Origin of the sequence: Pseudomonas parafulva (assembly GCF_000800255.1) — a bacterium.
Lineage (GTDB): Bacteria > Pseudomonadota > Gammaproteobacteria > Pseudomonadales > Pseudomonadaceae > Aquipseudomonas > Aquipseudomonas boreofloridensis.
Window position 1 is genome coordinate 3049022 of the sequence record NZ_CP009747.1, and the last position, 23119, is coordinate 3072140.

A 23119-nucleotide genomic window follows, 5' to 3' on the forward strand; every position below is an offset into this window, starting at 1 on the left:
GCGGTCTCCTTCAGACAGTCAAACGTTGATGTTCAGCCACCGCGCGCGCCACCCAGACGCGGGCCTGACCGAGGTAGTGGGCGGGATCGAGCAAACGGTCGAGTTCTTCGTCGCTGAGCTGCTCGGTCACCTGGCGCTCATCGCCGAGCACGGCGCGCAGGTGGCGCCCCTCGGCCACGGCGCGCTGGCAGCACTGTTCCAGCAGATGGTGGGCGGTATCGCGCCCCAGGCGTTGCGCCAGCACGATGCTCACCGCCTCGGCCAGCACCAGACCTTGGGTCAGTTCCAGGTTGCGGCCCATGCGCTCGGCGTCCACCTCCATGCCCTCGGCGATCAGCCGTGCCTGCTGCAGCGCGCCAGACACCAGGCAGCAGATCTCCGGCAGGGTTTCCCACTCGGCATGCCACAAGCCAAGGCTACGCTCGTGCTCCTGGGGCATGGCGGCGAACAGCGTCGAGAGCAGGCCGGGCACGCGGGTCGCGGCGCCGATCAACACCGCCGCGCCTACTGGATTGCGCTTGTGCGGCATGGTCGAGGAGCCGCCTTTGCCGGGCGCCGAAGGCTCGAACAGTTCACCGGCCTCGGTCTGCATCAGCAGGCTGACGTCGCGGCCGAACTTACCCAGGCTGCCGGCGATCAGGCCCAGCACCGAGGCGAACTCCACCAGCCGATCGCGCTGGGTGTGCCAAGGCTGTTCGGGCAAATTCAGGCGAAGTTGCGCGGCCAGCGCTTCGGCCACCGGCAGCGCCTTGCTGCCCAGCGCGGCCAGGCTGCCGGAGGCGCCACCAAACTGCAGGCAGGTCAGGCGCGGGCGCAGTTCGCGCAGGCGCTGGCGGTGACGCGTCAGCGCACCCAGGACACCGGCCAGTTTCATGCCCAGGGTCACAGGCGTTGCATGCTGCAGCCAGGTGCGCCCCACCAGCGGCGTATCGGCATGCTGCAGGGCCTGCCGGGCCAGGGCCTCGGCCAACCCAGCCAGCTCGACTTCGATCAGGTCCAGCGCGTCACGCAATTGCAGTACCAGGCCAGTGTCCATGGCGTCCTGGCTGGTGGCGCCTAAGTGGACGTAACGCTCGGCCTCGGACACACCGCTGGCGACCACTTTGCCCAGCGCCTTGACCAACGGAATGGCCGAATTGCCGGCCACCGCGATGGCCTGGGCCAGGGCCTGGACATCGTAGCGCTCGGCCTTGCACGCGGCTTCGATGGCCGGCACCGCCGTGTGCGGTACCAGCCCGACACTCGCCTCGGCGCGAGCCAGGGCCGCCTCGAAATCGAGCATGCCCTGTAGCCGGCCTCGGTCGGAGAAAATCGCGCGCATCGCCGGGGTGGTGAAGTAAAGATCGAACAGCTGGTTATCCGCCTGACTCATCGAAACGCCTCAGTGATCGTGGTGCAGGTACGCCGCCTGCTTGGGCAGGCGCAGGCTGAACAGGAAGGCGATGGCCATCATTGCCGTCACGTACCAGTAGAAAGTGTTCTCCATGCCCAGGCTCTTCAAACCCAAGGCCACGTACTCGGCGGAACCGCCGAACACCGCATTGGCCACCGCGTAGGCCAGGCCGACGCCAAGGGCACGCACCTGCGGCGGGAACATCTCGGCCTTCACCAGGCCGCTGATGGAGGTGTAGAAACTGACGATGCACAGTGCCAAGGTCACCAGCACGAACGCCATGAACGGACTGCTTACGGTTTTGAGCGCCATCAGCAGCGGCACGGTGAACAGCGTACCCAACGCACCGAACCACAGCATCGAGTTACGTCGACCGATGCGGTCGGAGAGCATGCCGAACAGTGGCTGCAGGATCATGAACAGAAACAGCGCGCCGGTCATCACGAAGCTCGCGCTCTTGGCGTTCATGCCGGCCGTGTTGACCAGATACTTCTGCATGTAGGTGGTGAAGGTGTAGAAAATCAGCGAGCCACCCGCGGTGTAGCCCAGCACCGTGATGAACGCGGCGGTATGGTTGCGGAACAGCCCGGCGATGCTGCCGGCGTCCTTGTCCTGACGGGTCTCGGCGCTGCTGGTTTCCTTGAGCGAACGGCGCAGCATCAGCGAAATCAGCGCAGCGACGGCGCCGACCACGAACGGAATGCGCCAGCCCCAGGCGCGCAGCTCTTCATCGCTGAGCAGTTGCTGCAGGATCACCACCACCAGCACCGCCAGCAATTGGCCGCCGATCAGGGTGACGTACTGGAACGAGGCGAAGAAGCCGCGTTGGCCGCGCAGCGCCACCTCGCTCATGTAGGTCGCGGTGGTGCCGTACTCGCCGCCCACCGACAGGCCCTGCACCAAGCGGGCGAACAGCAGCAGCGCCGGGGCCCAGGCGCCGATGCTGGCGTAGGTCGGCAAACAGGCGATCAGCAGGGAACCGGCGCACATCATCAGCACCGAGATCATCAACGAATGCTTGCGTCCGTGACGGTCGGCCAGGCGACCGAAGATCCAGCCGCCGATCGGTCGCATCAGAAAGCCCGCCGCGAACACGCCGGCGGTGTTGAGCAGTTGAACGGTGGGATCGTCCGAGGGGAAGAAGGCGGGGGCGAAATAGATGGCGCAGAAGGCGTAGACGTAGAAGTCGAACCATTCCACCAGATTGCCCGAGGAGGCACCGACGATAGCGAAGATGCGGCTTTTGCGCTCTTCGCCCGTGTAATGAACTGAGGTCATGGGTTGCTTGCTCCTGGAGGGATACCGTGAAGTCTAGACATACCCGGTAACAGTCTCGTTCCGCCTCGGGTCTGACCAGTGGCCATGCGTCGTATTGACCGGCCCCATCACGGTTGAATCCGCGATGAGGCCGACGCGCATCAGACCCGCTCGATCGCCAACGCCAGGCCTTGCCCCACGCCTACGCACATGGTCGCCAGGCCCTTGCGCCCGTCGCTCTTCTCCAATTGATGCAGTGCCGTCAGCACCAGACGCGCGCCGCTCATGCCCAGCGGATGACCCAGGGCGATGGCGCCGCCGTTGGGATTGACCTGCGGCGCATCGTCGGCCACACCAAGCTCGCGCAGCACCGCCAGTCCTTGGCTGGCGAACGCTTCGTTGAGCTCGATGACATCGAAGTCGGCCACGGCGATGCCCAGGCGCTCGCACAGCTTGCGCACCGCCGGCACCGGGCCGATGCCCATCACACGGGGCGCGACACCCGCACTGGCCATGCCCAGTACCCGGGCGCGCGGGGTGAGGCCATGTTTTTTCACCGCCTCGGCGGAGGCCAGAATCAATGCCGCTGCACCATCGTTGACCCCCGAGGCATTGCCGGCCGTGACGGTCTTGTCGGGCCCGTTGACCGGTTTGAGCCGGGCCAGCGCTTCCAGGGTGGTGTCAGGACGCATGTGCTCGTCCTGCTCGACCCAGGTCTCACCCTTCTTGTGGGCGATGCGCACTGGCACGATCTCCTCAGCGAAGAAGCCGGCGGCTTGGGCGGCGGCCGCTTTCTGCTGGCTGCGCACAGCGAAGGCATCCTGGTCGGCGCGCGACACCTGATAGTCGTCGGCCACGTTATCGGCGGTCTCGGGCATGGCATCGACGCCGTACTGGCTTTTCATCAAAGGATTGACGAAACGCCAGCCGATGGTCGTGTCTTCCAGCTTCATGGCACGCGAATAGCCGCTTTCGGCCTTGCCCATGACGAACGGCGCGCGCGACATCGACTCCACGCCACCGGCAATGGCCAGCTCCATCTCACCACTGGCGATGGCACGGAACGCCGTGCCGACCGCGTCCATGCCCGAGGCACACAGGCGGTTGAGGGTGACCCCGGGAACGTTCTCCGGCAGCCCGGCCAGCAGCAGCGCCATGCGTGCGACGTTGCGGTTGTCTTCGCCGGCCTGATTGGCACAGCCGAGGAACACTTCGTCGAGCTGCGCCCACTGCACCTGTGGATTGCGCTCGATCAGCGCCTTGAGCGGGACGGCCGCCAGGTCGTCGGCGCGAACGCTGGCCAGGGCGCCGCCGAAGCGGCCGATGGGCGTGCGGATGGCGTCGCAGATGAATACCTCACGCATCAGGCTTCTCCTGCGGTTTGGCCGTGGGCGGCGGCGGTACGCGCTTCCAGGTCGCGCAGCGCGGTCAGTTCGTGATCACTCGGCGCTTGCGTGGTCTGCACGCTGTCGGCAAAACGGATGGCCCAGCCAGTGGCGGCGACGATCTGCTCGCGCGTCACGCCTGGATGAATCGAGGTCACCACGAACTCATGGCTGCCGGCTTCCGGCTCCATGATGCACAGGTCGGTAATGATCCCCACCGGGCCCTCGCCCGGCAGGCCCAGGCGCTTGCGCGAGTCGCCGCCTTCGCCATGGCCGACCGACGTCATGAAGTCGAGCTTGTCGACGAAGGCGCGCTTGGACTGCTTGAGGATGATCAGGACCTGCTTGGCGGAACCGGCGATCTCCGGCGCGCCGCCCGCGCCCGGCAGGCGGGTCTTGGGCGCATGGTAGTCGCCGACCACGGTGGTGTTGATGTTGCCGAAGCGGTCGACCTGCGCGGCGCCGAGGAAGCCGACGTCGATGCGTCCGCCCTGCAGCCAGTAACGGAAGATCTCGCCAGTCGGCACCACGGTGTCGGCGGTCTCGGCCAGTTCACCGTCGCCGATCGACAGCGGCAACACACTGGGCTTGGCGCCGATGGGGCCGGACTCGTAGATCAGCACGACGTCGGGCGAAGAGGTCAACCGTGCGAGGTTGGCGGCCTTGGACGGCAGGCCGATGCCGACGAAGCAGACCGCGCCGTTGCGCAGGCGTCGGGCGGCAGCCACGGTCATCATTTCCGAGGTCGAGTAGCTCATTGTGCGGCCTCCAGCGTGCGCTTGAATTCGGTGAAATCGGCGGTGCCGCGGATGTAGGTGTCGATCCAGGCGGTGAAGGCTTCGCGGTCGCGCGCGATCGGATCCCAGGCCTGATAGAAGCGATTGTCACGCTCGTAGTAGCCGTGGGCGTAGGAGGGATGCGCACCGCCCGGCACCAGGCACACTGCGCTCAGGGCCCAGGTCGGCAGCACGCAGGCGTTCATCGGTGCCTGCAGGTCGTCGACGATCTCTTCGACGGTGACGATGCAGCGCTTGGCCGCCAGCGCGGCTTCCTTCTGCACACCAAGGATGCCCCACAGCAAGACATTGCCCTTGCGGTCGGCTTTTTGCGCATGGATCACAGTGACGTCCGGGCGCACCGAAGGCACGGCCGCCAGTACTTCGCCGGTGAACGGGCAGGTGACTGACTGGATCAGCGGGTTGACCTTCGGCAGGTCGGAGCCGGCGTAGGCGCGCAGCACCGCGAACGGCAGGCCGGAGGCCCCGGCGACGTAGGCATTGGCCAGGTCGGCGTGGCTGTGCTCTTCGATTTCCAGGGCGTGCGGCCATTGCTTCTCGACCGCGTCGCGCAGGCGGTGCAGCGAGCCGACACCGGGGTTACCGCCCCAGGAGAAGATCAACTTGCGGGCGCAGCCAGCGCCGATCAGTTGGTCGTAGATCAGGTCCGGGGTCATGCGCACCAGGGTCAGGTCACGCTTGCCCTGGCGAATGATCTCGTGGCCGGCGGCGGTGGGAATCAGGTGGGTGAAACCTTCGAGGGCAACACAGTCGCCGTCGTTGACGAACTGCTTCACGGCGTCGTGAAGCGAGAGGATTGCTGCCATTGCAGACTCCTGGTCAGGCTGAGTCGAGTACGGGTGCAGCGGGGCTGCGATGGGTTCAGAGTAAGGAGGCTGGTGGAGCGCTACAATCCGATAATCGACCTTTTGGGCGGTTATCGAACGGTTTGAATGGTGAGTCCGTGCTATCGATGCAGGCCCGTATCGAGGGTGAGACGGCGCGCTCACCCTCGGCCGGCGCCCTCGATCACGTCGCGTCGGCGTGACTCACCAGTCCTTTCACGATCACGCCCACGGCCGCCAACGCAGCAGGCACCAGCAAGGCGGTGAGCACCTGCTCGAAGGTCCAGCCGAGCCCCAGCAAGGTCGCGCCGCTCCAGGCCCCGAGAATCGCACCGAAGCGACCGATACCCAGCATCCACGACACGCCCGTGGCGCGCCCCTGGGTCGGATAGAAGCGCGCCGCCAGCGACGGCATGGCCGACTGTGCACCGTTCACGCACATGCCCGCGACCAGCACCAGCACGGCCAGCAAGGTGATGTTGCCCAGGCTCTGGCCGACGGCGTAGGCGAAGATCCCGGCCAGCAGGTAGAACAAGCCGATCACCTTGTGCGGATTGAAGCGGTCCATCGCCCAGCCCACGGCGACCGCGCTGAGCACACCGCCGAACTGGAACAACGCGCCGATGAACGCGGCCTGCTCCATGCTCGCGCCGCTGTCGCGCATCAGCGTCGGCAGCCAACTGGTCAGCAGGTAGACGATCACCAGGCCCATGAAGTAGGTCAGCCACAGCAGCACCGTGCCCAGCCCATAGGTGCCGGAGAAAATCACCGCGAAGACGTTGCGCGTGGCCACGGCCTTTTGCTCCGGTACGCTGAAGCTCGCCGCCTGGGCCACCACGGCCGGGGCAATCGGCGCCAGGGTGCGGCGTACCTTGTCGGTGCCACGATTGCGCACCACCAGAAAGCGCGCCGACTCCGGCAGCCACACCAGCAATACCACGGCAAGCACCAGCGGCAGCACGCCGCCGAGCACCAGCAGGCTGTGCCAGCCGTAGGCCGGGATCAGCTTGGCAGAGACGAAGCCACCGCCAGCCATGCCCAGGTTGAAGCCGCAGAACATGCTGGTGACCAGCAACGACTTCAGGCGCTCAGGGGTGTACTCGGACAACAGCGTGGTGGCATTGGGCATGCCGGCGCCCAGGCCCAAGCCGGTGAGAAAGCGCAGCACCAGCAACTGGTCGACGTTGGTGGCGTAGGCCGAGGCCAAGCTGAAGCCGCCAAAGACCAAGACAGCGCCTACCAGCACGCCCTTGCGGCCGAAACGATCAGCCAGCGGCCCCGAGCCCAGCGCACCGAAGACCATACCGATCAGTGCCGCGCTCATCACCGGGCCCAGACTGGCCCGGTCGATACCCCACTCCTGGGACAACGCCGGGGCGATGAAGCCCATGGCGGCGGTATCCAGTCCGTCGAGGAAGACGATGAGGAAACACAGGATCACCACCCGCCATTGATAACGCGACAGCGGCTGGGCATTGATGAAGGACTGGACGTCGAGGCACTGGCCGACGGCGGATTGCGGTGTGTTCATAGTGGTTATCCAGAAGAGGGGCGCAAGTACACCGCTGCGCCAGGCAAGGCACAGGGCTGGTGGAACCGGGTACGGGCGTTGCGATCAACTGGGTCGGCGGGCAACTGCGCCAGGCAGCGAGGGGACAATGGTCATGGAGGTCTCTCGTGTTGTTATTGTGCGGTCGGCGCTGCCGACCGTTGCGAGAAACAGTAATCAGCGCCAGACGGGGGCGCAATCGCTGCACAGCGACATTGTGCGTTTATCGAACAGGAACTGCTGCGTTGGTCATTCAACCGAACAACTGATGGCAGAGGTCGCGACTGGCCGCCAGCAGGATCGGCAGAAAGCGCTGCTCCAGCTCGTTACGAGCAACCCGGCCGACATGGGTGCTGACGTTCAGCGCCGCCAGCACCTGCCCGGACGCGTCGTAGATGGGCACGGCGATCGAACGCAGGCCCTGCTCCAGTTCCTGATCGACCACGCACCAGCCTTGGGCGCGGACCTGCTGGATGCAGGCGAACAGCGACTCCGGGTCGTTCAGCGTACGGGTGGTACGGGCCTTGAGGTCGGCGCGCTCGAAGTACTCGCGAAGGCTGGTGTCGTCCAACGCGGCGAGGAGGATACGACCCATCGAAGTGCAGTAGGCCGGTAGACGACCACCGACCGAGAGGTCGACCGATATCAGACGCTCCACGGTCGCCGAGCGGGCAATATAGAGAATGTCGTCGCCTTCCAGCGTGGCCATGTTCGCCGCTTCGTGAAGCTGCTCGCTGATGCGGTCCAGATAGGGTTGGGCAGAAACGGCCAGGGGCGTGGAGGACAAATAGGCATGGCCGAGTGTCAGCACCTTGGGCAGCAGCGAATACGTGCGCCCGTCGGAGGTGGCGTAGCCCAGTTTCATCAGGGTATGCAGGCAACGGCGCACGGCGGCGCGGGGAATTTCGGTGCGGTGGCTGATCTGCGCGATGGTCAGGTGGCGCTTGCGCTCCTGAAACGCCTGGATGACCGCCAGACCGCGCGCCAGCGAGGTCATGAAGTCGGGATCGCCCGTGAATGCCTGGATACGTTTGGCCGGGGACGCCACGATGGGCGGAGCCAGCGCTGGAGCCACTGGCCGCAGTGGATCGCTGGGCGGGAAAGACGGGGTTTCATCGTTCATCGGCAGACCTCAAAAAAACGGCGCTTTGTGCGATTATCGAACAAACGGCCGATAATCGCAATTGACCGCCGACACGTTTGCTTATACCTTTCCAGTGCCCTTGTGGCTTCTTTGGAGAGACTGGTCAGGTACCCACCGTTGAAGACTCGAGGCAGCGGCCTTGCCCCACGGCGAGGCCGTTTTTATTTGCGCGACTCAGCGCTCGAACTTTTCCAAGACGTCCTCCTCAAACTTTCCACACACGCATGCATTGGCCGATGCGTTAGTTCGACGTACTTCACAGCCTGAGGCAAGTTCAACAGGAACTGCGTGTGCGGGCGTGGAGCACTGGTTATACTCCGCGGCGCCGGCCCTGCCCGGTGTTGAACATGGAACCCAAAGCCTTTCGCAGCCGCAGCGCTCGCCCCGGGCTATTTCAACTTAATTCAGGTCGATACTGTGACGAAAGATGAACTGCGCGCCGAACTCGAGCGCCAGGCAGAACGTTACAAGGATGTTTATGGTGGCGAAGTCACCACCTATGCTGCCCAACCGGAACCGGAACGCAAACCTTGGCGCAAACGTGCCAGCTTGCTGGACCAGGCATTTTCCGAAGAACTGGAAAAGATGGAAAAGGAACTGCGTCCAGTTGAACCGGAGCGTTGATCCTGCGCTCACCGGACGTCTGTTTTTTACGGAAACTGACGTCCGGTGAGGCAATTCAAATGGATCAGAAATACGTGCAGATAAATTTCATACGACCGTTTTAAACGATAGATACCCTCCGGTGCTTGAGCGTTACCCTCCGATTCGCTGGATTTTGCGCTTTTTAGCGCAGTCGCCAGGGATTGATACGCATCAACGCTTTTCTGGATTCGAGGGTTAAATCCTTCCGCCAACGCGTCAGGGGTGCATCGATTGCCATGGTTTTCTGGCATAATCCGCCCCCCCTACGACCGCCAGACAACCTTCATGATCGATTTATTCAGCGGACTGGATGCCTGGGTAGCCGTGAGCCTGGTGCTCGCCCTTACCTTCGTGCTTGCCTTCGAGTTCATCAATGGCTTTCATGACACCGCCAACGCGGTGGCCACCGTCATCTACACCAAAGCCATGCCGCCGCACCTGGCCGTGTTCTTCTCGGGTGTCTTCAACTTCCTCGGCGTTTTGCTCGGCGGTGTCGGGGTGGCCTATGCCATCGTCCACCTGCTGCCGGTCGAACTGCTGATCAACGTCAATACCGGGCACGGACTGGCGATGGTGTTCTCGTTGCTCGCAGCCGCCATCACCTGGAACCTGGGCACCTGGTACTTCGGTATCCCGGCTTCCAGTTCCCATACCCTGATCGGCTCGATCCTCGGTGTGGGCCTGGCCAACGCGCTGCTCAACGACATCGCGCTGGGCGACGGCGTCAATTGGCAGAAGGCGATCGACATCGGCCTGTCGCTGGTGGTTTCGCCGATCGCTGGCTTCGCCATCGCCGCCCTGGTGCTGATCGGCCTGAAATGGTGGCGCCCGCTGTCGAAGATGCACAAGACCCCGGACCAGCGCCGCAAGCTCGACGACAAGAAGCACCCGCCTTTCTGGAATCGCCTGGTGCTGGTGATCTCGGCCATGGGCGTGAGCTTCGTGCACGGCTCGAATGATGGCCAGAAAGGCATCGGCCTGATCATGCTGGTACTGATCGGCATCGTGCCGGCCAAGTTCGTCCTCGACCTGAACAGCACCACCTACCAGATCGAACGCACCCGCGACGCGACCCTGCACATGAGCCAGTTCTACCAGCGCAATGCCGCCACCCTCGGTGAGTTCCTGGCGTTGGGCAAGGCCAAGTCGACCGATCTGCCGGAGCAATTCAGTTGCAACCCGCAGCAGACCGAGCCGACCATCGCGGCGCTGCAGACTTCGCTGCAAGGCGTGACCGACTACCGCGACCTGAGCGCCGAGCGCCGGGTCGAGGTGCGCCGTTACCTGCTATGCCTGGACGACACCGCGAAGAAGGTCGGCAAGCTGCCGGGCCTGGACAGCCGCGAGAAGTCCGATCTGGACAAGCTGCGCAAGGACCTCACCGCCACCACCGAGTACGCGCCGTTCTGGGTGATCGTCGCGGTGGCGCTGGCATTGGGCCTGGGCACCATGGTCGGCTGGCGCCGCGTGGTGCTCACCGTCGGCGAGAAGATCGGCAAGCAAGGCATGACCTATGCCCAGGGCATGTCGGCGCAGATCACGGCGGCCTGCGCCATCGGCATGGCCAACGTGTTCAGCCTGCCGGTGTCGACCACCCATGTGTTGTCCTCGGGTGTCGCCGGCACCATGGTCGCCAACAAGAGCGGCCTGCAGAGCAGCACGGTGAAGACCATCCTGATGGCCTGGGTGCTCACCCTGCCCGCCTCCATGGGACTGGCCGCCGGCCTGTTCTGGCTGGCGTCCAAGGCCATCGGCTGAAGCGTATTGCGATAGGAACGGCGCTCGGCCGTTCCTATCGTCTGCTCAACGCTTCTTGCCGCCCAGCAACGACCCCATCAACCCCCGCACCAACTGCCGACCCAACTGGTTGGCGGCTTGGCGTACCGCCGATTTGATCGCCTGCCCCGCTGCGCCCTGCAGAAACTCCCCGGCCTTGTCGGCGAAGCTCTCCTGCTCGGCCTGGGGCTGCGGTGCCGGCTCGACCGGCTCACCCTTGCGCTGGGTGAGCCGTTCATAGGCCGACTCGCGATCGATCGGCTGGTCATAGCGCCCGGCCAAGGGCGAAGCGGCGATCAGCGCGCTGCGTTCGGCCGCCGTCAGCGGCCCGATGCGCGATTGCGGCGGGGCCACCCGCACACGCTGCACCACCTCGGGCGTGCCCTTGTCCTGCAGCGTACCCACCAAGGCCTCGCCAATGCCCAACTCGGTCAACACCGCCAAGGTGTCGAACGCCGGGTTCGGGCGAAAACCCTCGGCCACGGCGCGCAGCGCCTTCTGCTCGCGGACGGTGAAGGCCCGCAGCCCGTGCTGGATACGCAAGCCCAGCTGGGCGAGCACCGCATCCGGCAGATCGCTCGGTGACTGGGTAACGAAGTACACCCCGACGCCTTTCGAGCGGATCAGCCGCACCACTTGCTCAAGCCGGTCCTGCAAGGCCTTGGGCGTGCCGTTGAACAGCAGGTGCGCTTCGTCGAAGAACAGCGCCAGCACCGGCTTGTCCGCGTCGCCGCGCTCTGGCAGTTGCTCGAACAGTTCTGCCAGCAACCAGAGAAGAAACGTCGCATAGACCTTGGGCGCTTCGTGCACCAGGCGACTGGCGTCGAGCAGGTGAATGCGCCCGCGACCGTCGGCATCGACCCGCAACAGGTCCTCCAACTGCAGAGCCGGTTCGCCGAACAAGGCCTCGGCGCCCTGCTGCTCCAGGGTTGCCAGGCGCCGCAACAACGCCTGGGTGGAGCCTGTGGTCATCAACGCCCGGTCATCGCCAAGCAGTTGCGGGTTGTCCCTCAGGTGCGCGAGCAGCGCCTTGAGGTCCTTGAGGTCGAGCAGCAGCAAGCCTTCTCGATCGGCGACCTTGAACGCGGCATACAGCGCCGCTTGCTGGCTGTCGGTGAGCTCCAGCAGGTTACCTAGCAGCAACGGCCCCATTTCGCTCAAGGTAGTGCGCAGTGGATGACCGCTTTGCCCGGCGATGTCCCACAGCGTCACCGGATAAGCCCGCGGTTGGTGCTGCAGCCATGGCATGTCGGCGATACGCTCGGCCACCTTGCCCGCAGGCGCACCGGCAGCGCCCAGCCCACACAGATCACCTTTGATGTCGGCGGCGAAGACCGCCACCCCGGCATCGCTGAACACCTCGGCCAGGCGCTGCAGCGTGACCGTCTTGCCCGTGCCGGTGGCCCCGGCGACCAGGCCGTGACGGTTGGCCAGACGCATGGCCTGGCCAACGGGGAGGCCGTCAAGACCGGCACCTACAACGATTTGCGAAGAATCTGACATCTTCTTTCTTCCTCTTCTCAAGCTTTGCCCCAAGGCGGCCGATAGCCAGAGGCGTTAATGGCCCAACTGCAGGAAGCAACCCACCAGGCCCACAAAAGAGTTGCGCTGTTCTTTCTGCTGCTGTGCGTTGTGCGAGCGACCCGATAAACCTTAGCGGACCGGATTACGTCATGAACAAAAGCCTTCGTTTCAGCCACAAGATTCTCTTGGCGGCGTCCCTTATCGTGATACTGGCCTTCGCGCTGTTCACTCTGTACAACGATTACCTCCAGCGTAATGCCATTCGCGAAGACCTGGAGAACTACCTGGTGGAAATGGGTCAGTCCACCTCGACCAACATCCGCAGCCTGTTCGAAGGGCGTATCCGTCTGGTGGAGAACCTGGCGCAGAACATTGCCCAGAGCCCCAGTGACGCCGAAACCCTGATGGGTCAAAAAGCCCTGATCTCGAGCTTCCTCACGGTTTACCTGGGCAAGGTCGACGGCGGCTTCAGCGTGCGCCCCGACAGCAAGATGCCGGACGGTTACGACCCGCGCGTGCGCGGCTGGTACAAGGACGGCATGAATGCCGGCGGCCCGATCCTCACCGAACCCTACATTGACGCCACCACCGGCAAGATGGTGATCGGCGTGATCGACAAAGTCTCCACCAGCGTCGGCGTGGTCGGCGGCGACCTGGCGCTCGATGGTCTGGTGCAAATCATCAACTCGCTGAACTTCGGCGGCCTGGGCTATGCCTTCCTGGTCAACGACCAGGGCAAGATCCTGGTGCACCCTGACAACGCCCTGGTGATGAAGCCGCTGACCGAAGCGTTCCCGCAAAACACCCCGAAACTGACCGGCAAACTCACGCAAGTCGAGGTCGACGGCCACCAGCGCCTCATTACCTTCACCCCGATCCAGGGTCTGCCGTCGGCCAACTGGTACATCGGCCTGTCGGTGGATAAAGACAAAGCCTTCAGCATGCTCAGCACCTTCCGCACTTCTGCGGTGATCGCCACCGTGGTGGCGGTGGTGATCATCATCGCCCTGCTCGGCCTGCTGATCCGCGTCCTCATGCAGCCGCTGATGACCATGACCCGCGCCATGGAAGACATCGCCGAGGGTGAAGGCGATCTGACCAAACGCCTGACGATCCATAATCACGACGAATTCGGCGTGCTGGGCAGTGCCTTCAACCGCTTCGTCGAACGCGTGCATGGCTCGATCCGCGAAGTGTCGTCGGCCACAGAGCAGGTCAACGAGGTGGCCATGCGGGTGATCAGCGCCTCCAACTCGTCGATGCACAACAGCGACGAGCAGGCCAACCGCACCAACAGCGTGGCCGCCGCCATCAATGAACTGGGCGCCGCAGCCCAGGAAATCGCCGGCAACGCCGCCCAGGCCTCGCAGCATGCCAGCTCGGCGCGGCTGCTGGCCGAAGAAGGTCAGCAGGTGGTGGAGCGCAACATCCAGGCGATGAATCGCCTGTCGGACCTGATCGTCAGTTCCAGCGCCAACATCGAAACCCTCAACGACAAGACCGTGAACATCGGTCAGATCCTCGAAGTCATCACCAGCATCTCCCAGCAGACCAACCTCCTGGCACTGAACGCCGCGATCGAAGCGGCACGCGCGGGCGAAGCGGGACGAGGGTTCGCCGTGGTCGCCGACGAAGTGCGCAACCTCGCCCACCGCACCCAGGAGTCGGCGCAGCAGGTGCAGTCGATGATCGAAGAACTGCAGGTCGGCGCCCGCACTTCGGTGGAGACCATGGACCAGAGCCAGCGCCACAGCCAGGACAGCATGCAGATCGCCAACCAGGCCGGTGAGCGCCTGGGCAGCGTGACCCAGCGCATCGGCGAGATCGACGGCATGAACCAGTCGGTCGCCACCGCCACCGAGGAACAAACTTCCGTGGTGGAGTCGATCAACATGGATATCAGCGAAATCAACATGCTCAATCAGGAAGGCGTGGAAAACCTGCAGGCGACCTTGCGTGCGTGCTCCGACCTTGAGCAGCAGACCGTCCGCCTCAAGCAGCTGGTCGGCAGCTTCCGCATCTGATCCGCCACTCGCCGCGCTGTCTGCGACACCCGTCGCAGGCAGCGCAGCGTGCCCCACCCCGATCGAACGAACCCGTCCCAGCCAAGGTCAATCGTTAGGCGCGTCACCCCCGGCCTGTTACCGCCGGATGACAGACCCGAAGACGATCCCGGAGGGATGCTGATCGTGCACATCGCTGACATCACCATGTTCTATGCCCCCGCCAGCGGCGGCGTACGGACCTATCTTGATGCCAAACACCACCGTCTCGATGCCATGGCCGGCGTGCGTCACAGCCTCCTCATTCCCGGGGCCCACGCCCGCCATGCCGACGGCATCTATCACGTGCCGGCGCCGCCGCTGCCGTTCGGCAAGGGCTACCGTTTCCCCGTGCGCCTGGCGCCCTGGTGCAATGTGCTGCGGCGCTTGCAGCCAGACCTGATCGAAGTCGGCGATCCCTACCTCACCGCCTGGGCGGCGCTGGAGGCGCGGCGGCAGTTGGATGTGCCGGTGATCGGCTTCTACCATTCCGACCTGCCACTGTTGGTCAGCAACCGCATGGGCAACTGGTTCACCCCCAACGTCGAGGCCTATGTCAGCAAGCTGTATGGCAACTTTGATCGGGTGTTGGCGCCCAGTCAGGTGATGGCCGACAAGCTGCGCCGTCTTGGCGTACGCGAAGTGCATGTGCAGCCACTGGGTGTCGATCTGCAGATGTTCCATCCGAGCAAACGCGACGATCAGGTTCGCGCCGAACTGGGCTTGCCCGATACCACGCGCTTGCTGGTGTTCGCGGGTCGCGGTTCGCGGGAAAAAAACCTGCCGGTGCTGCTCGAGTGCATGCGCCAACTCGGCAGCCCCTATCATCTGTTATTGGTGGGCTCGGGCATGCCGGCCAGCGTGCCGGAGAATGTCAGTGTGATCGACCACTTCTGCCCGGCCGATGAAGTCGCGCGCCTGCTCGCCAGCGCCGACGTGCTGGTGCATGCCGGCGATCAGGAAACCTTCGGCCTGGTGATTCTCGAGGCCATGGCCAGCGCCATACCCGTGGTCGCGGTGCGCGCAGGTGCGTTCGGCGAGATCGTCAACGACCAGTGCGGCCGCCTGTGCCGCCCAAACGATGCCCGCGCCATGGCCGATGCCGTGCGTGAAATCTTCGAGGGGGACGTGCGCGCCCTGGGCGCGCAGGCCCGGCGCCATGTGGAGCAGCACTATGCCTGGGACTGCGTGGTCGATGGCCTGTTGCAGCACTACCAGGCGGTGCTCGGTCACCAACCCCAGGTGCGTGCCCATGCGTGACGCCCACACCTCTGCGCGCAGCCTCATGCTGGTGCTGCACGACGTCGCCCCGGAAACCTGGCCGGACTACCAGCCCTTCGTCGAGGCCATCGACGCCCTGGGCGAGGTGCCCATGACCTGGTTGGTGGTGCCGGACTTCCATCACCGCAATGCCCTGCACCGCTCACCGACCTTCTGTCGTTTGCTCGACCGTCGCCTGGCACGCGGTGACGAGCTGGCGCTGCACGGTTTCTACCACGCCGATGACGGCCCCGCACCGCGCGGGCCAGGCGAATTCTTCATGCGCAGGATCTACACCCATGAAGGTGAGTTCTACGCGCTGGAGCAGCAGGAGGCGATGCAGCGCCTGGAGGCAGGCCTGGAGTTGTTCACGGCCTTGGGCTGGCCGGTGTCCGGCTTCGTCGCCCCGGCCTGGCTGATGAGCGAAGGCACGCGCCAGGCCCTGCGCCAGTTGCCCCTGCGCTACACCAGTACCCCGCAGCATCTGTACAGCCTGCCGGATTTCACCGCGATCGAAGCACCGGGCCTGGTCTGGAGTGCGCGCAGTGCCTGGCGCCGGGGTCTGTCGCGAGTGCTTTGCGACTGGCAGGTGCGGCGTTGGCACAAGGCCGAGACACTGCGCCTGGGGCTGCACCCAGTGGACATGCGCCACGCCAGTTCGCGCGACTACTGGCTGCGCACCGTGCGCGAGCTGGTCGAGCAAGGGCGCCAACCCTTGACCAAGTCCGCCTGGTTGGAGCGCAGGTTGTCTGCATGAACCGCCTGCTCTGGCTGGGCCTGGCGCTGCTGGTGGCTGTGCTGGTGCCCGCCTGGCTTGGCGGCAGCGAGCTGTTGCCGCGTCTGCAGCGGTTCGATCCCGGACTGATGATGACCCTGCTGGGCATGATCGTGCTGTGCTGGATCATCAACGCGGCGCGCCTGCGCCTGCTGCTCGGCCAGCAAGGCGCGCAACTGGGCCGACTGCGCAGCCTGGGCGTGGTGATGGCCACGGAATTTGCCATCTGCACCACCCCCGGCGGCAGCGGCGGCCCGCTGACCTTGATGACCCTACTGGCGCGCGAGCGCATCGGTGCGGCGCGCAGTGGCGCGGTGTTCGCAATGGACCAGTTGAACGACCTGCTGTTCTTCTTCTGCGCCATGCTGGCCATCGCCGGCTATGCCCTGTTCCACAGCCTTGGGCGTAGCCAGGAAGGCATGTTGCTGGGCAGTGCGGCGTTGCTGTGCGTGGCGTTGGCGGTGATCGTGCTGCTGTCGCGCTATCGGCGCGCGATGATGCGCGGGAACGGACGTCTGCTGCGGCGTCTGGGCGTCTCGGCAGTGCGGCGGCGGCGCTGGGCGCGCAAGCTGTTGCATTTCGTCCACGCGCTGATCGACACCTGGCGCTTGCCCAAGCGCGTCCTGGCGCTGGTCTTCGCGCTCACCTGCGTGCACTGGAGCCTGCGCTACAGCGTGCTGTATCTGGTGCTCAAGGGGCTGGGTGTGGACCTGGCGTGGATTCCAAGCTTTCTGGTGCAGATGCTCTCGCTCAGCGCCGGTCAATTCAGCCTGCTGCCAGGCGGTGCGGGGGCCGCCGAGCTGACCTCGGCCACCCTGCTGTCACCGCTGGTAGGCAGCTCGACGGCGGCGGCGGCGATCCTGATCTGGCGCGCCATCACCTACTACTTCTACCTGCTGGCCGGGGGGCCGGTGTTCGTCTGCCTGCTGGCGCGTCCGCTGCTGGAGCGCTGGCGTCGTCAGGCCGGTTGAGCTGCGCCCAGAGCTGGGCGGCGCCCTCGAACGCCGTGCCGAGCTCATCGCTCAGCGCATCGGGGTCATAGCGGGCCAGACAGCCTTCGCCAAGGGTTGGCGGGGGCTGGGCAGCGGCTTTGTCACGCGGATCGGCCATCGACGCCCCTTTTGTCTAAGTCAGTCGAACACCACGGTCTTGTTGCCATGGACCAGCACGCGGTCTTCCAGGTGGTAGCGCAGGCCACGGGCCAGCACCATTTTCTCCACGTCACGGCCGAAGCGAACCATGTCCTCGATGCTGTCGGCATGATTCACCCGCACCACGTCCTGCTCGATGATGGGACCGGCGTCCAGCTCTTCGGTCACGTAGTGGCACGTGGCGCCGATCAGCTTGACCCCGCGCAGGGCCGCCTGATGATAAGGCTTGGCGCCGACGAACGATGGCAGGAAGCTGTGGTGGATGTTGATGACCCGCTGCGCGTAGTCCTGGCAGAGTTGCGGCGGCAGGATCTGCATGTAGCGCGCCAGCACCACCACGTCGGCACCGTACTCGGCGACCAGACGCGACACTTCGGCGAAGGCCGGCGCCTTGTCCTTCGGATCGACCGGCACGTGATGGAATGGAATGCCATGCCACTCGACCATGCTGCGCAGGTCGTCGTGGTTGGAAATCACGCAGGGAATGTCGCAGTCCAGCTCATCGGTGTGCCAGCGGTGCAGCAGATCGGCCAGGCAGTGGGACTCGCGGCTGGCCATCAGCACCACGCGCTTCTTCTGCGCCGAATCGGTGATGTGCCACGCCATGGAGAACTCGTCGGCAATCGGCGCGAAGGCTTCGCGGAAGGCTTCCAGGCCGAAAGGCAGGGATTCGGCGCGAATTTCATGGCGCATGAAGAACCAGCCGCTCTGCTCGTCGGAGTGGTGGCTGGCTTCGGTGATCCAGCCGTTGTACAAGGCCAGGAAGTTACTGACCTTTGCCACGATGCCGACACGGTCGGGGCAGGCAATCGTCAGGCGATAGGTGCGCATCAATGAAAACTCCGAATACTTCGCAAAGGCGCATATTCTAGCCACCTACCGAGAAAAACGCAGTAGTCATCGACGGGGCGGTCGCCGCTGGGGTAGCGCTTGATGCAGTGTCGACGCGCGACCCTGCGCATAGAAAAAGGCGCAGCATTACCCGGTTAAATTTTCTTAATCTTCACCGTGTTAATTGTTGCTTCAACACATTTCAACATGCCCACTGATTATTACTTGTTTACTTGCGAGTATCGCCTGTCTATTATTGGCGCACTGTCTCCCTGTACATTTACCAAGGAACACTCCATGTCCCTGATCAACGAATACCGCGCCACTGAAGAAGCCATCAAGGAACTTCAAGCTCGTCTGGCCAACCTGTCGCAAGATGACAAGCTGAAAAAAGAGCTGGAATTCGAAGGCAAATTGCGCACGCTGATGGGCGAATACTCCAAGTCGCTGCGTGACGTCATTGCCTTGCTCGACCCAGAGTCCAAACTGAGCAAAGCCCCACGCGGCGCGGTCAAGACCACCGGCACCAAGCGTGCACGCAAGGTCAAGCAGTACAAGAACCCGCACAATGGCGAAGTCATCGAAACCAAAGGTGGCAACCACAAGACCCTGAAAGAGTGGAAAGCCAAATGGGGCGGTGATGTGGTCGAAGGTTGGTCCACGTTGCTGGACTGATCCTGCAGTTGCTGATCCCGTACAAAAAACGCCAGCGCATTGCTGGCGTTTTTTATTGTCTATCACTCGGTCAGGCTGTAGTCCGAACGCAATTGCCGCGCATGCACCAGCCACGCCTCGAGCACCGCGCGTCCACCCTCGCCAGCCCCCTCCATGTGCGCACCTGCCGCCTGCTCGAAAGCCTTCAACGTGTTGGGTGCACCCAATCCGGGATCCATCAGGCGTTGCTGACAGAAATGTTGCCAGCGCTGCTGCTCCTGCGCATTCAGTGTCTCGTTGAAGTTGCGCGCCCGATAACGGAACAGCAATTCAGGCAGGCGCTGATCGTCGAACATCCACTGCCCGTCGGCCAAGTGTCGCGGCTCACTGAGTCGAACTTGCTCGCACAGGCGTCGATCACGGTCGCCAATAAATCCGTCATACAGTTGTTGTTCGGGATCTTCGCTCGGGGCAAATTCCTCGGCGCCGTAGATCTCCACAAGCTTGTCTTGCCACGCCCCCTGCTGCTGAATCAATCGTTCGGCGCGCTCGTTCACGTGCGACATATTCAGGCCTAATCGTTGTTGATCGACCGGGCGTAACACACTCAAAGGTGCCACCACTGGGCATTTATTGATGTGCACCAACTTCAGCGGAACGGGTAGTTCTCCGTCAGCCATTTCTTCGCGACGCCGGTACAAACGGCGACGCAATGCTTCGGCACTTTCCCCTATCAAAGGCAGGGTTTCCATGTGCAGGTCGCACACTATCAGGGCATTACGGTTGCGCGGATGCCAGGCCAACGGTAATACCACGCCCAAATAACTGCGCTCGCTGGAGAAGCGACCCGAAATATGCACCAAGGGTTGCAGCAGTTGAATCTGCTCCATCACCTTATGCTTGCTACGCAACTGGAACAGCCAGTCGTAAAGCCTGGGCTGTCGTTCACGCACTCTTCGCGCCAAGGCGATGGTAGCCCGCACATCGGACAGCGCCTCATGGGCCTGACCATGTTCGATGCCATTGGCCTGGCTGAGCAACTCCAGGCGCAAGCTGGTGCGGCCGTCCTGCTGTGGCCAGACGATGCCCTCCGGGCGCAAGGCATACGCGGTGCGCAGCACGTCGATCAGGTCCCAGCGGCTGTTGCCGCCCTGCCACTCGCGCGCATAAGGATCGAAGAAATTGCGGTACAGGCTGTAGCGCGTCACTTCGTCGTCGAAGCGCAAGGTGTTGTAACCGGCGCCACAGGTGCCCGGGCGCGCCAACTGGGCGTGCACGCGGGTCATGAAATCCGCTTCGCACAGGCCTTTTTCGGCCAACTGTTGCGGGGTAATGCCCGTGACCAGGCAGGCCGCCGGATGCGGCAGGATGTCGTCGGAGGGACGGCAATACAGGTTGATCGGTTCCTCGATCTCGTTCAGGTCGAAGTCGGTGCGCACGCCGGCGACCTGCAGCGGTCGATCGCAGCGCGGGTTGATGCCGGTGGTTTCGTAATCGTGCCAGAAGATGCTGGAGCTCACGGTGTCGTCCTGTACAAAGTTCGCGGACGAGTCTACCGGACGAACAACCTCAGGCCGACTCGTTGAGCGGCCTGAAGCTGAAGAACTCGCGCAACGAGCGCACGAACTCGTCGTACTCGCGCGGTGCCTGCAACAGCATGAAGCCTGCATCGTAATAGCCGGGGGTCTGATCCTCGCGGCTCCACAGGCAACTGGCGGTCAGGTTGATGAACTGGTGACCGCCCCCTGCAAGCGGCACGCGCAGTTGCAGCTCGAAATCCGGGCCGACCATGATGGGCAGTTGGCTGATCACCATGACGCCATGCTCGGAGGCGTTACCCAGAAAACCGATCTCCTGATCGGTGAACCGGTTGAACACTCTGAGCACGTAGGGCAGTTGGTGTCGATCGATCTGTCGTTCGGTGAACATGATTCTCCGTACCTTTGCCAAATGAGCAGGTACCGTCGGCGCGTTGAAGGTACTGTAGAGCCTAGCTCAGCCTGCGGCGCAGGCACGTTGAAATCATCGGTCGAGGCAATCAGCGCCAGGGCGCGGCGGGTGCTGCCTGTGTGACAGCCGCTTCGCCACGCAGATGGCCAAGCTGCTGCAACGTCTGCAGACGCGCCTGGGCGCGATAGGCGTACTCGTTCTGCGGGTAGCGCTGGATCAGGAACTGATAGGTCTGCGCCGCATCGACGTAGAGTTTCTGCCGCTCCAGACACTGCCCACGCAGCATCGCCACTTCGGGGTGAATGAACGGCCGCGCCCGGCTGGTGCGGTCGACCTGCGACAGTTCCAGCATCACACGTTGGCAGTCGCCGCGGTCATAGGCCCGGTAGGCATTGTTCAGATGGTGGTCCATGGACCAACGGGTGCAGCCAACGACACTGGCCGCCATGACTAAAACGATCAGGGCTCGCATGGGAATCTCCTTTGCTGCACAGCCTATCGGCCGCGTCCAAGGATTCTTCAGCCGCAAGCGACAAGCTGCAAGCTGCAAACAAAACCAGCCCCCGCCGCCACCCGCGCTTTTTCTTGTAGCTTGCCACTTGTAGCTTGCAGCTTTTACCCCCGCCTCCTGAGTGACTACAGCCAAATTCAGGAGTAGCCTTTCGCTGCGCTTCACTATAGGAGTCTGTGCATGACCATCCGCCGTACCAAAATCGTCGCCACCCTGGGCCCCGCCAGCAACTCGCCCGAAGTGATCGAACAACTGATCCTCGCTGGCCTGGACGTGGCACGTCTGAACTTTTCCCATGGCACTCCGGACGAGCACAAGGCCCGCGCCCGGCTGATCCGTGACATCGCCGCCAAGAATGGCCGCCATGTCGCGCTGCTCGGTGACCTGCAAGGCCCGAAGATCCGTATCGCCAAGTTCAGCAACAAGCGCATCGAACTGAAGATCGGTGACACCTTCACCTTCTCCACCGCTCACCCGCTCACCGAAGGCAACCAGGACATCGTCGGCATCGACTACCCTGACCTGGTCAAGGACTGCGGCGTGGGTGACGAGCTGCTGCTCGACGACGGCCGTGTGGTCATGCGCGTCGAAACCGCCACTGCCGATGCCCTGCATTGCGTGGTGATCGTCGGCGGTCCGCTGTCCGACCACAAAGGCATCAACCGCAAAGGTGGCGGCCTGACCGCTCCGGCGCTGACCGAGAAAGACAAGGCCGACATCAAGCTGGCCGCCGAAATGGACCTGGACTACCTGGCCGTGTCCTTCCCGCGCGATGCCAAGGACATGGAATACGCCCGCAAGCTGCGTGATGAATCCGGCGGCAGCGCTTGGCTGGTGGCCAAGATCGAACGCGCCGAAGCCGTGGCCAACGACGAAACCCTCGACGGCCTGATCGCCGCCTCCGACGCGGTGATGGTCGCCCGTGGCGACCTGGGCGTGGAAATCGGCGACGCCGAGCTGATCGGTATCCAGAAGAAGATCATCCAGCACGCCCGCCGCAACAACAAAGCGGTGATCGTCGCGACCCAGATGATGGAGTCGATGATCCAGAACCCGATGCCGACCCGTGCCGAAGTGTCCGACGTGGCCAACGCCGTGCTGGACAACACCGATGCGGTGATGCTGTCGGCCGAGAGCGCCGCCGGTGCCTACCCGATCGAAGCCGTGCAAGCCATGGCGCGCATTTGCCTGGGCGCCGAAAAGCACCCGACCAACCAGCGCTCCAGCCATCGCCTGCACACCACGTTCGAGCGCTGTGACGAGAGCATCGCCCTGGCGGCCATGTACACCGCCAACCACTTCCCGGGCGTGAAGGCGATCATCGCCCTCACCGAAAGTGGCTACACCCCGCTGATCATGTCGCGCCTGCGCTCGCACGTGCCGGTGTTCGCCATGTCGCCGCACCGCGCCACCCAGGCTCGCGTCTCGATGTTCCGCGGCGTCTACCCGATCGCCTTCGATCCGGCTTCGCAGCCGGCCGACAAGGTCAGCCAGGCAGCGGTCGACGAGCTGCTCAAGCGTGGGCTGGTCGAACAAGGTGACTGGGTGATCCTGACCAAAGGCGACAGCTACCACACCATCGGTGGCACCAATGGCATGAAGATCCTGCATGTCGGTGATCCGCTGGTCGGCTGACCCTCAGCCCGAGGCG

20 protein-coding genes and 1 pseudogene are annotated in these 23119 nt (G+C 63.9%); 9 read left to right on the plus strand and 12 right to left on the minus strand.

Annotated elements, in window-relative coordinates:
- Window positions 1-10: 10 nt before the first annotated feature.
- From NJ69_RS13120 to pcaR, 7 genes are all read right to left on the minus strand, one after another.
- On the minus strand, window positions 11-1372 hold the full coding sequence (locus NJ69_RS13120) for a 3-carboxy-cis,cis-muconate cycloisomerase (protein WP_039579678.1): 1362 nt from the start codon (window positions 1370-1372) through the stop codon (window positions 11-13).
- A gap of 9 nt (window positions 1373-1381) precedes the next feature.
- Window positions 1382-2671 carry an MFS family transporter gene (locus tag NJ69_RS13125; RefSeq protein WP_039579681.1) on the minus strand — a complete coding sequence of 430 codons (1290 nt, stop codon included), beginning with the start codon at window positions 2669-2671 and terminating at the stop codon, window positions 1382-1384.
- A 140-nt stretch (window positions 2672-2811) separates the two neighbouring features.
- Entirely contained in the window at window positions 2812-4017 is a 1206-nt protein-coding gene (pcaF, locus tag NJ69_RS13130) for a 3-oxoadipyl-CoA thiolase (RefSeq protein WP_209435536.1), read from the minus strand.
- Window positions 4014-4793, minus strand: coding sequence for a CoA-transferase subunit beta (locus NJ69_RS13135; RefSeq protein WP_039579685.1), 780 nt, complete (start codon window positions 4791-4793; stop codon window positions 4014-4016). Before NJ69_RS13135 ends, pcaF begins: the two co-directional genes overlap by 4 nt.
- Window positions 4790-5638 carry a CoA transferase subunit A gene (locus tag NJ69_RS13140; protein WP_039579687.1) on the minus strand — a complete coding sequence of 283 codons (849 nt, stop codon included), beginning with the start codon at window positions 5636-5638 and terminating at the stop codon, window positions 4790-4792. The genes NJ69_RS13135 and NJ69_RS13140 overlap by 4 nt, the downstream gene beginning before the upstream one ends.
- Window positions 5639-5840: 202 nt before the next feature.
- The gene (locus NJ69_RS13145) at window positions 5841-7187 is read right to left on the minus strand and encodes an MFS transporter (RefSeq protein WP_039579689.1); all 1347 of its coding nucleotides are present in this window, start codon (window positions 7185-7187) and stop codon (window positions 5841-5843) included.
- A 271-nt stretch (window positions 7188-7458) separates the two neighbouring features.
- Window positions 7459-8328, minus strand: a complete 870-nt coding sequence (gene pcaR, locus NJ69_RS13150) for a pca regulon transcriptional regulator PcaR (protein WP_039579691.1) — start codon at window positions 8326-8328, stop codon at window positions 7459-7461.
- Between the two features lie 438 nt (window positions 8329-8766).
- On the opposite strand from pcaR, the gene NJ69_RS13155 reads away from it, so the two are divergent.
- Entirely contained in the window at window positions 8767-8973 is a 207-nt protein-coding gene (locus tag NJ69_RS13155; RefSeq protein ID WP_029613952.1) for a hypothetical protein, read from the plus strand.
- Between the two features lie 306 nt (window positions 8974-9279).
- Window positions 9280-10752: an inorganic phosphate transporter gene (locus tag NJ69_RS13160; RefSeq protein ID WP_029613953.1), complete on the plus strand. Its 1473-nt coding sequence runs from the start codon at window positions 9280-9282 to the stop codon at window positions 10750-10752.
- Between the two features lie 45 nt (window positions 10753-10797).
- Here NJ69_RS13160 and NJ69_RS13165 read toward each other — a convergent pair whose 3' ends face one another.
- Window positions 10798-12273: a helicase HerA-like domain-containing protein gene (locus tag NJ69_RS13165; RefSeq protein WP_039579694.1), complete on the minus strand. Its 1476-nt coding sequence runs from the start codon at window positions 12271-12273 to the stop codon at window positions 10798-10800.
- 314 nt (window positions 12274-12587) lie between these two features.
- Here NJ69_RS13165 and NJ69_RS23200 point away from each other — a divergent pair.
- The 5 genes and pseudogenes from NJ69_RS23200 to NJ69_RS13185 all read left to right on the plus strand — a co-directional run.
- Window positions 12588-13460 (plus strand): annotated as a pseudogene (locus NJ69_RS23200) (HAMP domain-containing protein); the annotation flags it as partial.
- Window positions 13461-13553: 93 nt separating this feature from the next.
- Complete coding sequence (locus NJ69_RS23205) at window positions 13554-14318, plus strand: methyl-accepting chemotaxis protein (RefSeq protein ID WP_369811432.1); 765 nt, start codon at window positions 13554-13556, stop codon at window positions 14316-14318.
- Window positions 14319-14474: 156 nt separating this feature from the next.
- Window positions 14475-15596, plus strand: coding sequence for a glycosyltransferase family 4 protein (locus NJ69_RS13175; RefSeq protein WP_029613772.1), 1122 nt, complete (start codon window positions 14475-14477; stop codon window positions 15594-15596).
- Window positions 15589-16353 (plus strand): DUF2334 domain-containing protein, encoded by a 765-nt coding sequence (locus NJ69_RS13180; protein ID WP_029613773.1) that lies wholly within the window; start codon window positions 15589-15591, stop codon window positions 16351-16353. Before NJ69_RS13175 ends, NJ69_RS13180 begins: the two co-directional genes overlap by 8 nt.
- A complete protein-coding gene (locus NJ69_RS13185) occupies window positions 16350-17342 on the plus strand; it encodes a lysylphosphatidylglycerol synthase transmembrane domain-containing protein (protein WP_039579700.1) in 993 nt (330 codons plus the stop codon). Before NJ69_RS13180 ends, NJ69_RS13185 begins: the two co-directional genes overlap by 4 nt.
- Window positions 17343-17501: 159 nt before the next feature.
- On the opposite strand, the gene purU is transcribed toward NJ69_RS13185, so the two are convergent.
- Window positions 17502-18353 carry a formyltetrahydrofolate deformylase gene (purU, locus tag NJ69_RS13190; RefSeq protein WP_039579703.1) on the minus strand — a complete coding sequence of 284 codons (852 nt, stop codon included), beginning with the start codon at window positions 18351-18353 and terminating at the stop codon, window positions 17502-17504.
- A 297-nt stretch (window positions 18354-18650) separates the two neighbouring features.
- Between purU and mvaT the strand changes: the two genes are divergently transcribed.
- A complete protein-coding gene (gene mvaT / locus NJ69_RS13195) occupies window positions 18651-19028 on the plus strand; it encodes a histone-like nucleoid-structuring protein MvaT (RefSeq protein WP_029613774.1) in 378 nt (125 codons plus the stop codon).
- Window positions 19029-19090: 62 nt separating this feature from the next.
- Here mvaT and sbcB read toward each other — a convergent pair whose 3' ends face one another.
- The 3 genes from sbcB to NJ69_RS13210 all read right to left on the minus strand — a co-directional run bounded on the left by sbcB (window position 19091) and on the right by NJ69_RS13210 (window position 21429).
- Window positions 19091-20527 carry an exodeoxyribonuclease I gene (gene sbcB, locus NJ69_RS13200; protein WP_039579706.1) on the minus strand — a complete coding sequence of 479 codons (1437 nt, stop codon included), beginning with the start codon at window positions 20525-20527 and terminating at the stop codon, window positions 19091-19093.
- Between the two features lie 49 nt (window positions 20528-20576).
- Complete coding sequence (locus tag NJ69_RS13205) at window positions 20577-20936, minus strand: PilZ domain-containing protein (protein WP_029613776.1); 360 nt, start codon at window positions 20934-20936, stop codon at window positions 20577-20579.
- A gap of 109 nt (window positions 20937-21045) precedes the next feature.
- Window positions 21046-21429 (minus strand): hypothetical protein, encoded by a 384-nt coding sequence (locus NJ69_RS13210; protein ID WP_029613777.1) that lies wholly within the window; start codon window positions 21427-21429, stop codon window positions 21046-21048.
- 219 nt (window positions 21430-21648) lie between these two features.
- On the opposite strand from NJ69_RS13210, the gene pyk reads away from it, so the two are divergent.
- A complete protein-coding gene (gene pyk, locus NJ69_RS13215) occupies window positions 21649-23103 on the plus strand; it encodes a pyruvate kinase (protein WP_039579708.1) in 1455 nt (484 codons plus the stop codon).
- Window positions 23104-23119: the final 16 nt, after the last annotated feature.

What these genes read in the sequence shown, in the direction of transcription:
- NJ69_RS13120 (WP_039579678.1), bottom strand. Translation starts at nt 1,372, where the DNA reads ATGAGTCAGGCGGATAACCAGCTGTTCGATCTTTACTTCACCACCCCG.
- NJ69_RS13125 (WP_039579681.1), bottom strand. Translation starts at nt 2,671, where the DNA reads ATGACCTCAGTTCATTACACGGGCGAAGAGCGCAAAAGCCGCATCTTC.
- NJ69_RS13135 (WP_039579685.1), bottom strand. Translation starts at nt 4,793, where the DNA reads ATGAGCTACTCGACCTCGGAAATGATGACCGTGGCTGCCGCCCGACGC.
- NJ69_RS13140 (WP_039579687.1), bottom strand. Translation starts at nt 5,638, where the DNA reads ATGGCAGCAATCCTCTCGCTTCACGACGCCGTGAAGCAGTTCGTCAAC.
- NJ69_RS13145 (WP_039579689.1), bottom strand. Translation starts at nt 7,187, where the DNA reads ATGAACACACCGCAATCCGCCGTCGGCCAGTGCCTCGACGTCCAGTCC.
- pcaR (WP_039579691.1), bottom strand. Translation starts at nt 8,328, where the DNA reads ATGAACGATGAAACCCCGTCTTTCCCGCCCAGCGATCCACTGCGGCCA.
- NJ69_RS13160 (WP_029613953.1), top strand. Translation starts at nt 9,280, where the DNA reads ATGATCGATTTATTCAGCGGACTGGATGCCTGGGTAGCCGTGAGCCTG.
- NJ69_RS13165 (WP_039579694.1), bottom strand. Translation starts at nt 12,273, where the DNA reads ATGTCAGATTCTTCGCAAATCGTTGTAGGTGCCGGTCTTGACGGCCTC.
- NJ69_RS23205 (WP_369811432.1), top strand. Translation starts at nt 13,554, where the DNA reads ATGCACAACAGCGACGAGCAGGCCAACCGCACCAACAGCGTGGCCGCC.
- NJ69_RS13175 (WP_029613772.1), top strand. Translation starts at nt 14,475, where the DNA reads ATGCTGATCGTGCACATCGCTGACATCACCATGTTCTATGCCCCCGCC.
- NJ69_RS13180 (WP_029613773.1), top strand. Translation starts at nt 15,589, where the DNA reads ATGCGTGACGCCCACACCTCTGCGCGCAGCCTCATGCTGGTGCTGCAC.
- NJ69_RS13185 (WP_039579700.1), top strand. Translation starts at nt 16,350, where the DNA reads ATGAACCGCCTGCTCTGGCTGGGCCTGGCGCTGCTGGTGGCTGTGCTG.
- purU (WP_039579703.1), bottom strand. Translation starts at nt 18,353, where the DNA reads ATGCGCACCTATCGCCTGACGATTGCCTGCCCCGACCGTGTCGGCATC.
- mvaT (WP_029613774.1), top strand. Translation starts at nt 18,651, where the DNA reads ATGTCCCTGATCAACGAATACCGCGCCACTGAAGAAGCCATCAAGGAA.
- NJ69_RS13205 (WP_029613776.1), bottom strand. Translation starts at nt 20,936, where the DNA reads ATGTTCACCGAACGACAGATCGATCGACACCAACTGCCCTACGTGCTC.
- NJ69_RS13210 (WP_029613777.1), bottom strand. Translation starts at nt 21,429, where the DNA reads ATGCGAGCCCTGATCGTTTTAGTCATGGCGGCCAGTGTCGTTGGCTGC.
- pyk (WP_039579708.1), top strand. Translation starts at nt 21,649, where the DNA reads ATGACCATCCGCCGTACCAAAATCGTCGCCACCCTGGGCCCCGCCAGC.